General features: G+C 61.8%; 12 protein-coding genes. 11 read left to right on the top strand and 1 reads right to left on the bottom strand.

Annotated features, from left to right (window positions below):
* The 7 genes from N1030_RS14155 (at position 1) to nhaA (ending at position 7,894) form a co-directional block, all read left to right on the top strand.
* Positions 1-1,950, top strand: a complete 1,950-nt coding sequence (locus N1030_RS14155) for a hypothetical protein (protein WP_265826132.1) — start codon at positions 1-3, stop codon at positions 1,948-1,950.
* Positions 1,951-1,979: 29 nt separating this feature from the next.
* Positions 1,980-2,747 carry a glucose-1-phosphate cytidylyltransferase gene (gene rfbF / locus N1030_RS14150; RefSeq protein ID WP_265826130.1) on the top strand — a complete coding sequence of 256 codons (768 nt, stop codon included), beginning with the start codon at positions 1,980-1,982 and terminating at the stop codon, positions 2,745-2,747.
* A 346-nt stretch (positions 2,748-3,093) separates the two neighbouring features.
* A complete protein-coding gene (gene rfbG, locus N1030_RS14145) occupies positions 3,094-4,197 on the top strand; it encodes a CDP-glucose 4,6-dehydratase (protein WP_265826128.1) in 1,104 nt (367 codons plus the stop codon).
* On the top strand, positions 4,185-4,667 hold the full coding sequence (locus N1030_RS14140) for a dTDP-4-dehydrorhamnose 3,5-epimerase family protein (protein WP_265826127.1): 483 nt from the start codon (positions 4,185-4,187) through the stop codon (positions 4,665-4,667). The genes rfbG and N1030_RS14140 overlap by 13 nt, the downstream gene beginning before the upstream one ends.
* A gap of 30 nt (positions 4,668-4,697) precedes the next feature.
* Positions 4,698-5,561, top strand: a complete 864-nt coding sequence (locus tag N1030_RS14135; RefSeq protein ID WP_265826125.1) for an SDR family oxidoreductase — start codon at positions 4,698-4,700, stop codon at positions 5,559-5,561.
* An 18-nt stretch (positions 5,562-5,579) separates the two neighbouring features.
* Positions 5,580-6,212, top strand: coding sequence for an acetyltransferase (locus N1030_RS14130; RefSeq protein WP_265826123.1), 633 nt, complete (start codon positions 5,580-5,582; stop codon positions 6,210-6,212).
* Positions 6,213-6,550: 338 nt separating this feature from the next.
* Positions 6,551-7,894: a Na+/H+ antiporter NhaA gene (gene nhaA, locus N1030_RS14125; protein ID WP_265826122.1), complete on the top strand. Its 1,344-nt coding sequence runs from the start codon at positions 6,551-6,553 to the stop codon at positions 7,892-7,894.
* A 170-nt stretch (positions 7,895-8,064) separates the two neighbouring features.
* On the opposite strand, the gene N1030_RS14120 is transcribed toward nhaA, so the two are convergent.
* On the bottom strand, positions 8,065-9,117 hold the full coding sequence (locus tag N1030_RS14120; RefSeq protein ID WP_265826121.1) for a biotin--[acetyl-CoA-carboxylase] ligase: 1,053 nt from the start codon (positions 9,115-9,117) through the stop codon (positions 8,065-8,067).
* A 112-nt stretch (positions 9,118-9,229) separates the two neighbouring features.
* On the opposite strand from N1030_RS14120, the gene bioB reads away from it, so the two are divergent.
* The 4 genes from bioB to N1030_RS14100 are packed head-to-tail and all read left to right on the top strand — an operon-like array spanning position 9,230 to position 12,807.
* Positions 9,230-10,276 (top strand): biotin synthase BioB, encoded by a 1,047-nt coding sequence (gene bioB / locus N1030_RS14115; protein WP_265826119.1) that lies wholly within the window; start codon positions 9,230-9,232, stop codon positions 10,274-10,276.
* Positions 10,273-11,646, top strand: a complete 1,374-nt coding sequence (gene bioA / locus N1030_RS14110) for an adenosylmethionine--8-amino-7-oxononanoate transaminase (RefSeq protein WP_265826118.1) — start codon at positions 10,273-10,275, stop codon at positions 11,644-11,646. The genes bioB and bioA overlap by 4 nt, the downstream gene beginning before the upstream one ends.
* The gene (locus N1030_RS14105; protein WP_265826117.1) at positions 11,643-12,017 is read left to right on the top strand and encodes an ApeI family dehydratase; all 375 of its coding nucleotides are present in this window, start codon (positions 11,643-11,645) and stop codon (positions 12,015-12,017) included. The genes bioA and N1030_RS14105 overlap by 4 nt, the downstream gene beginning before the upstream one ends.
* Entirely contained in the window at positions 12,010-12,807 is a 798-nt protein-coding gene (locus N1030_RS14100) for an SDR family NAD(P)-dependent oxidoreductase (RefSeq protein WP_265826116.1), read from the top strand. Before N1030_RS14105 ends, N1030_RS14100 begins: the two co-directional genes overlap by 8 nt.
* Positions 12,808-12,815 lie beyond the last annotated feature (8 nt).

Here is a 12,815-nt window from a genome sequence, read left to right as displayed (position 1 = left end):
ATGACAAAACCCGCTCTGGTCATATTCGACAGCAGGCAGCCTCTGGCCCTGCTGCCCGCACTCAGTGGCACCGCTCACGGGTTCTGCCTTTCGGGCGATCCCGTCGTCGCAGCGGACTGTGCCGAGGTCTTCACGCACAAGTGCGACGAGGCCACCCTGCTCGCTTCCGCCCGGCTGGTGAACGAGCAGGTGGACGCCTTGCGTCCTGCGCTGGCGGACTGGTGCCACAACCTCGGCGAGGCACGCATCGGTTCGCGCTCCGTCCGGGCATGGCTGCGCATCGGCGATACCGATGCCAGCGCATGGTGGTTCTCCCTGCTGGCGGAACGCAACCCCTTCAAGAGCGACCTGATACTGCGCGCGGCCCAGCTTGCTGTCATACGCAGTCTGCTCGCATCCGGCGAATACGGTGCCTGCCATGCCTGCTGTGCGGACCACGAACTGAATATCGCCATCCGGCAGGTGGCGGCGGAATGCGGTGTGTTCGCCCATGTGCGGAAACGCAATCTCCTTGATAGGGCACGGGCCCTGCCCACCTTCATCATGAACAGCGTCGCAGGGCAGATGCTCATGGCGCTGGCCGTGATTCTGCGCTTTTTCGTACAGGGCTGCATTGCCCGCCGCAAGCTTCCCGCCATGGCGGAACGTCTGCCCCGCACGGGCGACACCCTCATGGTGAGCTATTCGCCCGCCAACGCCGGTGACGCGAATACCTACAAGAACCGCTTCTACGGCCCCCTGCAGGGACTGCTCACCGAAAAGGGCAGATCCCTCGCGTGGCTCTGCATGCACGTGAATCTGGGCGGCAAGCGCTTCAGCCAGTCTATGGACGAAGCGGCCAGTCAGCTTGCCAACGGCACGCGCATCACTCTGCTGCAGGAGCATCTGTCGCCGCTGACGCTGCTTTCCGTGCTGGGCCGCTGGTTCCTGTTGGCCTGCAAGGGCATCAGGCTGTCGGGACAGGTCTGCGATGCCGCAGCCACGGCTCCCTTCAGCCCCGCATGCCGCGCCTATCTGCGACGCGACTGGATTGCCTCCACCGCAGGCAAGACCGGCGCAGAAGGCATTCTCTTCCATGCGGCTTACAACGCGCTGTTCGGCAGCATTCCGGCACCGGAGCACACCATCTATTGCCTTGAGATGCATGCATGGGAAAAGGCCCTGTGCAGTGCCGCGCAAGACAACGGTGTTTCCGGCGTCATCGGCTTCCAGCACGCCGCGTTCTCGCACAACTACTTCCACTTCTACCATGCCGAGGAATCCGTCCATGCGGCCCGTCTGCCGCTGCAACTTCCCCTGCCGGACATCATTGCCGCATCGGGCAGCCACAGCGCCACCGAATTCCGAAGCTGCGGATATCCGCGGGTGGAAGAAGTGGAATCCATCCGCACCCTCTATGTGAACGGGCTGTTCTCCAAGACCGAAGGGCTTGGCGCAGGCGAGGCAAATGCCATTCTGCTGGCAGGCTCCATAGACAGGAAGGAAAACACCACCATGCTCGGCATCGCCCTTGAGGCGGCCCGGGCTTACGGCACCATGAAGCTTCTGCTCAAGGGGCATCCACTCTGTCCGTTCAAGGATATCCTGAGCCGCTTCACCGGCGGCGCCCCCATGCCGGAAACGGAAGAGTGCACCGGCACGCTGCCGGATGCGCTGCAACGGGCTGTTTTCGTGTTCGTTCCCACCAGCACGGCATCCATCGAGGCTCTCGCCTTCGGCTGCAAGGTCGTGCTGCCGCTCGTACCGGATGGCATTCTCATGAATCCGGTGATAGATTTCCCTGAAAAATACACAACGGCGTCAAGCGGGCAGGAACTGCTCGCAGGCATGCAAACGCGCATGACGCCCGAACAGCGGCAGGATGCCGCCCGCGCAAGCGAGGCGTTCATCCGCGCTTACTGGAATCTGGAAAGCACCCTCCCCAAGTGGGGAGCCTTATTGAACGTGTAGAATCATATACTGCGCAGAGAGTGCACAATATGAAAACCATCATTCTGTGCGGGGGCAAAGGCACCCGCATGCGCGAAGAAACCGAATACAAGCCGAAGCCCATGGTGGAAATCGGCGGCCGCCCCGTCATGTGGCACATCATGAACCGCTATGCCCGTTTCGGGCACAAGGATTTCGTTCTGCCGCTGGGCTACAAGGGCGAATATATCAAGCAGTACTTCTGGGAGTACAAGATCCGCAATTCCGACTTCACGGTGGATCTGGCAACCGGCGAGGTGAAGACGCACAACACTCACCGCACCGACTGGAAGGTGACCCTGTGCGACACCGGCGAAGACACCCTCAAGGGTGCGCGCATCAAGCAGGTGGCCAAATACATCGACACCGACCGCTTCATGGTCACCTACGGTGACGGCGTGTCGGACATCGACATCGACGCCCTTGTGGAGTTCCACAAGAAATCCGGCAAGATCGGCACCTTCACCGGCGTACGCATGCCCTCCCGTTTCGGTACCGTAAAGACCGACGATGAAGGCAACATCACCTCGTGGCAGGAAAAGCCCGTGCTGGACGAGTACATCAACTGCGGCTTCTTCGTGTTCAAACGCGAGTTCCTCGACTATCTGGACGAAGACCCCGAATGCGATCTGGAAAAGGAACCGCTGATGCGCCTCGCCGCGGAAGGCCAGCTTTCCATGTACCCGCATCAGGGCTTCTGGCAGTGCATGGATACCCTGCGCGACTACCAGAACCTGAACGCACTCTGGAACAACGGCAACGCGCCGTGGACCAAGTAGGCATTTTTGCAGTAAGAATTTTTTTAAAAGGTTTGCGTTGTTTTTGGCCTCCGGCCAGGAGGGCGCTGCCCTCCACCCGACAGGGGGATAATCCCCCTGCACCCCGTAACAGCGAGGTGGTTTTACCCATACCTCCACGTTGCGGCTTACCGAAGGCCTGCTTGAAAACAGATTGAACGTTTCCCATGTTCTTCCTGAAAAGAAATGGGATACCCCGCAAATCTGAAACTCCCGAACGACTTTGATACCAACCTCCAAGGGTGCAGGGGGATTATCCCCCTGCCCGCCTGAGGCAAAAACGTTCGAAACAAACATCAAATAACCTCATTTCTCCTCAGGAGTTCCCATGACGGTTTTCGGCGATATCTATGCCGGTAAAAAAGTCTTCGTCACCGGCCACACTGGCTTCAAGGGTTCATGGCTTACGGCGTGGCTCTTGTCCCTTGGTGCCGAGGTAGCGGGCTATTCGGTGGATGTTCCTTCCTCCCCCGCCAATTTCGAGGTGCTGGGGCTTGAGAAGCGCATTACCCACATCTGCGGCGACATCCGCGACCGTGCCGCCCTGACAAAGGCGGTGCAGGACTTCGCGCCGGACGCCATCTTCCATCTTGCGGCGCAGGCGCTGGTGCGCGAGTCCTACCGCGAGCCGGCCTACACCATCGAGGCCAACGCCATGGGCACCCTGAACGTGATGGAAGCCGTGCGCGTAACGCCTTCGGTACAGGCCGTGGTGCTCATCACCTCGGACAAGGCCTACCGCAACGACGAGTGGGTATGGGGCTACCGCGAGACCGACCATCTGGGCGGCGAGGACCCGTATTCCGCATCCAAGGGCTGTGCGGAGATCATCGCGCATTCCTACATCCATTCATTTTTCAAGAACGGCCCGCGTGCCGCGACCACCCGCGCAGGCAACGTCATCGGCGGCGGCGACTGGGCAACGGACCGCATCGTGCCGGACTGCGCCCGCGCATGGGCCAAGGGCGAACCCGTTTCCATCCGCAGTCCGTGGGCCACACGCCCGTGGCAGCATGTGCTGGAACCCCTTTCCGGCTATCTGTGGCTGGGTGCGAAGCTGCTTGAAGGCAAGGAAGGTCCCTTCCCGCTGGACAAGCAGGCTTTCAACTTCGGTCCGGCAGCAGACGTGAACAACCCCGTGGCCGAGGTGGTGGATGCCCTTGCAACACACTGGCAGGGCTTTACCAGCGAAATGGACCGCGACGGCTGCGCAGGCATGAAGGAATGCACCCTGCTCAAGCTGTGCTGCGACAAGGCGCTGGCGCACCTGCAGTGGCATGCGGCCATGCCCTTTGAAGAGACCATCCGCTTTACCGCCGAGTGGTACCGCGCCTTCTACAAGGAAGGGAAGGACATGTTCGCCTTCACCATGGACCAAATCGCGGAATACACCGAAAAGGCACGCGCACAGGGCATTGCATGGACGAAGTAAGCAAGGCCCCTGCCTTCATTCAGGGGATGGAGTATTGGCCCCTGCGGGAAATTCCCACAGAAGGCGGTTCCGTGCTGCACATGCTGCGGGCGGATGCGCCGCACTTCTCGCGCTTCGGCGAAGTCTATTTCTCCGAGTGTCTGCCCGGTGCCGTGAAGGCATGGAAGCGGCACAAGGAGATGACCCAGAACTTTGCCGTGCCCGTGGGCCGCATCCGCGTGGTCATCTATGACGACCGCGAAGGCTCGCCAACACGGGGTACCGTGGCCGAATATCTGCTCGGCAGGCCGGATCACTACGCCCTGCTTCGCATTCCGCCCATGCTGTGGTACGGCTTTACAGCAGCGGACGATGCCGTCGGCATCATCTGCAACTGCGCAGACATGACGCACCGCCCGGATGAATCGGAACGCATCGCACCTGACAGCGACGAGATTCCCTACCGCTGGGCCGAAGCGGAACGTACCTGAACCGAATATCGGAACGGACTAGGAGCACCCATGCACGAAAAATCACTGCTCATCACAGGCGGCAACGGCATGCTTGCGGGCAGACTGGCCATAAACTTTGCCGAAGCAGGCTGGGATGTTCATCCTCTTGGCCACAGCGAGCTTGATATCACGAACGAACATGAGGTGTTCGAGTGCATTCGCGCCCTGCGGCCCACAGCGGTGGTGAACACGGCGGCCATGCTTGTGGAGGCCTGCGAGGCGGAGCCCAAGGAGGCCTTCCGCGTCAACGCATGGGGCGTGCGCAACCTTGCCCGCGCCTGCGACAGGCTGGGCACGCAACTGGTGCAGATTTCCACCAGCGGCCTTTTCGGTGACGAGGTGCGCCCCTACGACGAGTTCACCCCCGTGGTGAACAAGACCAGGTATGCGGCCTCCAAGTACGCCGGAGAATGCTTTGCGCGCGAGTGGTGCGAGAAGTACATCATCATGCGGCTTGGCTGGCTCTATGGCGGCGGACTGGACGGCAGAAGGGATTTTGTAACCGCCCGCCTTTCAGAGGCCCGCGAAGCCGGTACCCTGCCCTCCGCAGGAGACAAGTTCGGCTGCCCGACCAATGCCGACGATGTCGCACACGTCATGCGCAGCCTGCTGGATGAACATGTCTACGGCCTGTTCCACTGCGCCAACACGACTGACGAGCCCTGTGCCCGCGCCGATTATGTTTCCGCCATCTGCACACTGGCCGGTCTTGACGCGACCGTGAAGCGCACGGACTCATCCGGCTTTCCCCGCTCTGCCAGCGTGCCGGACTGCGAGTGGATCGTCAGCTATGCGCTGGAGTATGCGGGCATTGCCCCGATGCCCCACTGGCATGAAAGCCTTGAACGCTACATGGCCCGCCTGCCGCGTTAAGCCAAGGACAGACTCCCCATGACCATGGACTATCTCATCATAGGCTCCGGCGGTCACGCGCGGGTACTGCTGGACACCCTGCGCTGCCTCGGCCTGCCGGTCGCCGCCTGTTCGGACGCCAATCCCGAACGGGTGGGACAGACGCTCGGCGGGGTACCCATCATTGCCGAATCCGAGCTTGCAGCCCGTTTTCCCGCCCGGACCACCCTGCTCGTCAACAGCGTGGGCGGCGTGAAAGACATGACGCCGCGCCAGAACGTTTTCGAGCGGTTCAGGAAGCTTGGCTACCGCTTCGCCACACTGGTGCATCCTGCGGCCTTCGTGGCCGAAGACGTACTGCTTGAAGAAGGCGTGCAGGTCATGGCCGGAGCCATGATCATCACGGGCTCCCGCATCGGCGCCAACACCATCGTCAACACCCGCGCCTCGGTGGATCACGACTGCCTCATTGGCGCTCACTGCCACCTTGCCCCCGGCACCACGCTCTCCGGCACCGTAACCGTGGGCGATGGCTCGCTCATCGGCACCGGAGCCTCCGTCATTCAGGGCATACGCATCGGTGAACATTGCGTCATCGGCGCAGGCGCTGCCGTTATCCGCGATATTCCAACAGGGGCCACCGCAACGGGCGTTCCGGCCCGTGTCCGGTAGGCGAAAAGAACAGGCCGCAATACAATAGTTCAATATATCAAACAAATGCAAAAAGCCCCTGACATCCGTCAGGGGCTTTTTGCGTTGCGCGCCTGCATCAAAATTGTACAGATGTAAAAATTTTGCCCAGCCCCTTTCTTCCTATCCTATTTAATAAGAGCGGCGGCTCCCGATTTCCTTTGGTCCGAGGCGCAAGTTGTGCTATGGTCCGCCCAAACCCTTGACCCTCGGCCTGTGCCGACGCAGCCTCTCCGGCCCCCCCTGATGCGGATTGATCCGCTTTGCCGGTTGGTTGCAATCATATTCACGACCCTCGCTGACCCTAGGAGACAATACGAATGAGCAGGACTCCGGACAACAAGCTGCCCATCCACTACTTGCTGGACTCGTTCAACGCGTTCTTCAAGATGGAGGCATCCGGCGGCATTGCCCTTATGCTCTGTACCGTCATTGCCATGCTGTGGGCCAACTCCCCCTGGGCCGAAACCTATCACGCCGTCTGGCAGACCAAGCTCACCGTCGGGGCTGGCGAATGGATGTTGTCCAAGCCCGCACTGCTCTGGATCAATGACGGACTCATGGCCATATTCTTTTTCGTGGTTGGCCTTGAGATTAAGCGCGAAATTCTGGTGGGCGACCTCTCGACGCCCAGGCAGGCGCTCATTCCCATTGCCGCTGCCATTGGCGGCATGGTGGTGCCCGCGCTCGTCTTCACCGCCTTCAACCTGGGCTCCCCCTCCATCGCTGGCTGGGGTATTCCCATGGCCACGGACATCGCCTTTGCGCTCGGCATACTTTCACTGCTGGGCAACAGGGTTCCCATCGGTCTGAAGGTATTCCTTACCGCCCTTGCCATTGTGGACGACATGGGCGCCATTCTCGTCATCGCCATTTTCTACACCTCGTCCCTGAATCTCATGGCTCTCGGCATCGGGATTGCGGGCCTTGCCGTCATGGCAGTGATGAACATGCGCTGGGGCATTCGCCACTCCATTCCCTATCTGGTGATCGGCGTCATTGTCTGGTTCGCCTTCCTCAAGTCCGGCATTCACGCCACCATCGCGGGCGTGCTTGCAGCCATGACCATCCCCGCCAGCACCCGCATGGACGGTGCCCTGTTCGTAAAGGAACTGCGCCACGCAGTTGGTCTTTTTGAAAACGCCGTGCGTTCAGACAGGACTATACTCACATGTCAGGAACAGCAGCTTGCCATGCACTCCATCTCGCATGCCTACAGCGAGGCAACCACGCCCCTGCAGAACATTGAACACGCCCTGCACCCGTGGGTAGCCTTCTTCATCATGCCTGTATTCGCGCTCGCCAACGCAGGCGTGACCTTCCAGGCAGAACTGATGCAGAACCTCTTCACGCCCGTTTCCATCGGCGTGTTCCTCGGTCTGGTGCTGGGCAAGCAGATCGGCGTTACCGGCGCCTGCTGGCTGCTGCACAAGCTGGGCATCGCCCAATACCCCGACAAGACAACACTGGCGCATATCTACGGCGCAAGCTGCCTTGCCGGTGTAGGCTTCACCATGTCCATCTTCATCGCCACCCTTGCCTATCCCGACCAGCAACAACTGGTGGAGCTCTCCAAGGTCGCCATCCTGTTCGCCTCCACGGTGGCAGGCATCTGGGGCTACATAGCGCTTCGCCGTCTGCCCCCCGCCAACGGCTTGGGATAGCAACGTCATATCCAATGACCATAACAAAAAGGCCGGAAGCAATATGCTTCCGGCCTTCTGTTGCATGAAGAATCCTTCGTATACCCGTTGCCTCCGGACCTCCGGCTATTCACGAACGCCCGAACGCTGAAGATGAAGAAAGCTGGGATAGGGAGGGGCGGAAATCCCGCCTACCCGTCCACGATATCGCCGGAGAACAACAACTCTTCGCGCCCGTCCGCAGTGCGCAGCACGAGCATGCCGTCGTCGGTCACATCGGTGACAACGCCTTCCACAAGCCCGTGACGGGCCTCGACTCGCAGGGTGCGGCCCACCACGTCGGTCAGTTCTTTCCAACGGGCAATGACAGGCGTAATCCCCTCCGCCTGCATGCGGCGGTACCAGCGTTCATACTGCGCCAGAAAGACGCGCAGCACGGCAAGACGGGATATGGAGCAGTCTCCGCCGGTAACAGCAACGGCGGGCGCTTCAGCAGCAGGAACCGAGCCCAGCGCCTCGGCTAGAGAGATAGGCGGGGTACGCAGGCCACTGCGCACGGATTCCGGCAACGGACGTACGTTGATGCCCGCGCCGGTCACAATGTGCGCCACACTGTCTGCCACCATGAAGACTTCCGTAAGATTACCCGCCACCTTGCGCCCGTGGACGAGCACATCATTGGGCCACTTGCACACGGGCGTTACGCCGGTCAGTTCGGCAACGGTCTCGGCAATGACCACGTTGGTCAGCAGCGTGACCACGGGTGCAGCTTCCGGCGCAATGTCGGGCCGCAGCACCAGCGAGACGTACAGACCGCCACCCGCAGGCGAACGCCATTCGCGGCCCTTTCTGCCGCGCCCCTGAGTCTGCTCATCCGCCACCACCACCGTGCCTTCCGGCGCGCCGCGCAGGGCAAGGGCCATGGCTTCCATGTTCGTGGAGGCCGTGCTGGGCAGATACAGAAATTCTCCGCGCCCGAAGACCGAAGTCTGCAGGCCCGCACGCACCACCTCCGGCTGCAGCGAATCCGGTTCGCAGAGCAGGCGGTAGCCTTTGCGAGTTACGGATTCGATACCGTGCCCTTCTTCACGCAACACGCGCATATGCTTGGACACGGCAGCGCGCGAAATACCCAGCCTGCGGCTCAGCTCCTCGCCGGAAACCCACCCGCCTGCGGCAGCGCGCAGCACTTCGCGGATGATGCCGCGAATATCCTGTAAATCGTTCTGCCCGTTATTCGGCATAGTTGAACACCAATTGCAGATCTAATTGTAAACCCAAAAAACAAGACTGGTTGACAATGCGCCTTCCGTTGGCTAGCCCTATCGCATTCCACAACGAGGGACCGACCAGATCATGACGCATATTGCAGCCCATGCGGCAAGCGATACCACCGGTATCACCAAGCCCGCAGCCCTTATCGACGCCTGCGCACAGCAGGCGCTCTCCGGCAACGGCATCTTCGCAGACCAGGCGTTGGCGCTCTCAGAGTTGCCTGCCGCCTTCACCATGGACATTCTTGCCGCTGCGCGCCGCGTGACCACGGCGTTCAAGACGGAAGACACTTTTACATGCGGCATCGTAAACGGCAAGTCCGGACGCTGTTCCGAGAACTGCGCCTTCTGCGCCCAGTCCCGCCATCATGATACGGGCGTGGCGGTCTACCCCCTGCTGGAAACCGACACGCTGCTTGATCGCGCGCTGGAACTGGCGGAGGCTGGCGCAGACCGCTACGGCATTGTCACCAGCGGCAACACCGTGAACGGACAGGAGCTGGACCGCCTGTGCGAAGCCGCGCTGCAGATCACCGCCCGCACATCCCTCAAGCTCTGCGCCTCGCTGGGGCAGCTCACCCCGGAACGCGCCCTGCAACTCCGGCAGGCGGGGTTTTCCAGCTACCATCATAATCTGGAAACAGCGGAAAGCTTTTTCCCGCACATCTGCACGACGCACCCCTACGCAGACGACATCGCCACGGTACGCCACGCGCTGGCTGCCGGATTCCGCGTCTGTTCCGGCGGCATCCTTGGCCTTGGCGAAAGCCCTGCGCAGCGCGTGGAGCTGGCCATGACCCTGCGGGAGCTGGACGTGCATTCCGTACCCGTGAACTTTCTCAACCCCATCGCAGGCACCCGCCTTGCGGACCGCGCACCGCTGCACCCCATGGCCGCCCTGCGTTCGCTGGCGCTGTTCCGCCTCATCATGCCGCGCAAGGACATCCTTGTCGCCGGCGGACGCGAACACACGCTGGGCCAGTATCAGTCGTGGATATTCATGGCCGGTGCCAACGGCATGATGATCGGCAACTATCTCACCACCTCGGGCCGCAACATGACGGACGACATGACCATGCTGCGCGATCTGGGCCTCGCCCCCTCATCCTCTCAGGAAGAAGCACAATGACCATGCAGGAATCACCGCGCACCGCCGCGCTCCGCGAACAGGACAAGCACCACCTCTGGCATCCCTTCACCCAGCAGGCCGACTGGACGCAGACCGACCCGCTGATCATTGAACGCGGCGAAGGCAACTGGCTCATGGATACGGACGGCAACCGCTATCTGGACGGCGTATCCTCCCTCTGGACCAACGTGCATGGGCATCGCAGACCGGAACTGGATGCCGCCCTCGCCGAACAACTCGGCAAGATCGCCCATTCCACACTGCTGGGACTGGGCAGCGTGCCGTCCATCGAACTGGCCGCACGGCTCATCAACATCGCCCCGCAGGGGCTGACCAGGGTGTTCTATTCCGATTCCGGCTCCACCGCCGTGGAAATAGCGCTCAAGCTGGCCTTCCAGTTCTGCCTGCAGAACGGCGCGGCAGAGCGCAGCAAATTCGCCTCAATGCGCAACGCTTATCACGGCGACACCATCGGCAGCGTTTCCGTGGGCGGCATGGATCTCTTTCACGCCACCTACCGCGCCATGCTCTTTGAGAGCGTGAAGGTGGAATCCCCCTATTGCTACCGCTGCCCCTTCGGGCAGGAACAGGGCCATTGCGACAACCAGTGCTTCGACCACGTGACCGGCGTGATGGAACACCACGGCCACGAGCTGGCCGCCTTTGTCATCGAACCGCTGGTGCAGGGTGCGGCGGGCCAGATCACACACCCGTCAGGATATCTGCAGCACGTGCGCGAGCTTTGCGACCGCCACGGCGTGCTGCTCATCGCAGACGAAGTCGCCGTGGGTTTCGGCAAGACAGGCACCATGTTCGCATGCGAGCAGGAAGACGTTTCGCCCGACCTCCTCTGTCTCGCCAAGGGCATCAGCGCAGGCTACCTGCCCCTTGCCGCCACGCTGACCACGGAGCGCCTCTATGAAGGCTTCTTCGGCAGGCACGAGGATTTCCGCACCTTCTTCCACGGACACACCTTCACGGGCAACCCGCTGGCCTGCTCCGTGGCCATCCGCAGTCTCGACCTCTTCACGGAAGACAATCTGCTGGAACACGTACGCAGCATCGCCGCCCATCTGACCGACTGCCTCGCCCCCCTTGCCGGACACCCGCATGTAGGCGACATCCGCCAGCGCGGCATCATGATCGGCATCGAACTGGTCGCGGACCGCACTGACAAGGCCGCCTTCGGCATAGCCGATCGAGTGGGGCACCGCGTATGCATGGCCGCACGCAAACACGGTGTGATCATCCGCAATCTGGGGGACGTGATCGTGCTCATGCCGCCGCTGTCCGTCACGCACGAAGAAATCACCCTGCTCTGCAACGCCGTCGGGCAGGCCATCGCCGAGGTGACGGAGCAGCAGTCTTGAGAACGCAACAGCCATCCTCCCTCACCTCTTGGAACGGCAACTTCACCTTTCCGGCGGACGATCCCATCTATGCGGACCACTTTCCGCACGCCCCCGTTGTGCCCGGCACCCTGATCATCCATGCCTTCCGGCAGGAGGCTGAACGCAGGGGCTGGCAGGTCACGGCCGTCCGTTCCTTCCGCTTCCGGCACTTCGCCGTTCCCGGCTCCTATGCCTTTTCCGTCACGGTGACGGAAAGCGGTCTGCGTTGCGCGCTGCTGCCGCACGCAGAATACCATGCTGGGGGCAAGCCGCTGGCGACTGGCGAACTGGCAGCCATATGCACGTTGCGAGGAGCGGAAAAACAACAGAAGGCGACTACCCATGCCTGATCATGCCCTGATTCTGGGCGGCTGTACCATCGGGCAGCACCTTGCCCGCCTGCTGCTGAACGAAGGTCGCCATGTCACCATCACGGTCAGTTCGAAACGCCGCGTGGCAGAATTGCGGGCCGCTCTCGCACTGCCAGAGGAACAGGGCTGCCGCCTGCGTGTCATCCCCCTGCAACTGGAAATTCAGGAATCCGTGGACAGTGCGATGACGCAGATCCTTGCCAACGGCACCCCAAACCGCGTGGCGGACTGCATGCATCCTCATCTGGAAGGCCTGATCGCCGCCGTGGAACCGGATGACGCGGCTGCCTATTTTGCCGCCGCCGTCAGCGCCCGTCATCGCATCATGCACGGCCTGACCCGCGCCATGCTTACAGGCGCGAAGGGACGCCGTTCCGCCGGACGGCAGGACAATGCCGCAGGCAATCTCGGACGTCGCGTGACAGGCCGCCTTGTCTATCTTTCGTCCACCGCCGCAGCCATGCCTAATGCGGGACAAGGATTCTACGCGGCGGCCAAGAGCGCGGCGGAAGCCCTGTTCCGCAGCATAGGCGTGGAGCTGGCCCCGCGCGGCATCACCACGACCACGCTGCGTGCCGGCTATGTGGATGCGGGACGCGGCGCACGCTATCTGACCGAGCATCCCGAGGCATTGCGCGCCGTCCCTCTCGGACGCGCTCTTGCGCCGGAAGAAGTGGCCGCCACCCTGCACTGGCTGCTGAGCGAAGCGGCAACAGGCATCAACGCCACCGTCATCACCATGGACGGCGGCATGACGGCCTGCAAATAGGGCCCCAA

The sequence above is a fragment of the Desulfovibrio mangrovi genome (genome assembly GCF_026230175.1).
Taxonomy (GTDB): Bacteria; Desulfobacterota; Desulfovibrionia; order Desulfovibrionales; family Desulfovibrionaceae; genus Halodesulfovibrio; species Halodesulfovibrio mangrovi.
Note: the sequence above shows the minus strand (reverse complement) of the source record. Positions and strands in the feature narration are given on the sequence as shown.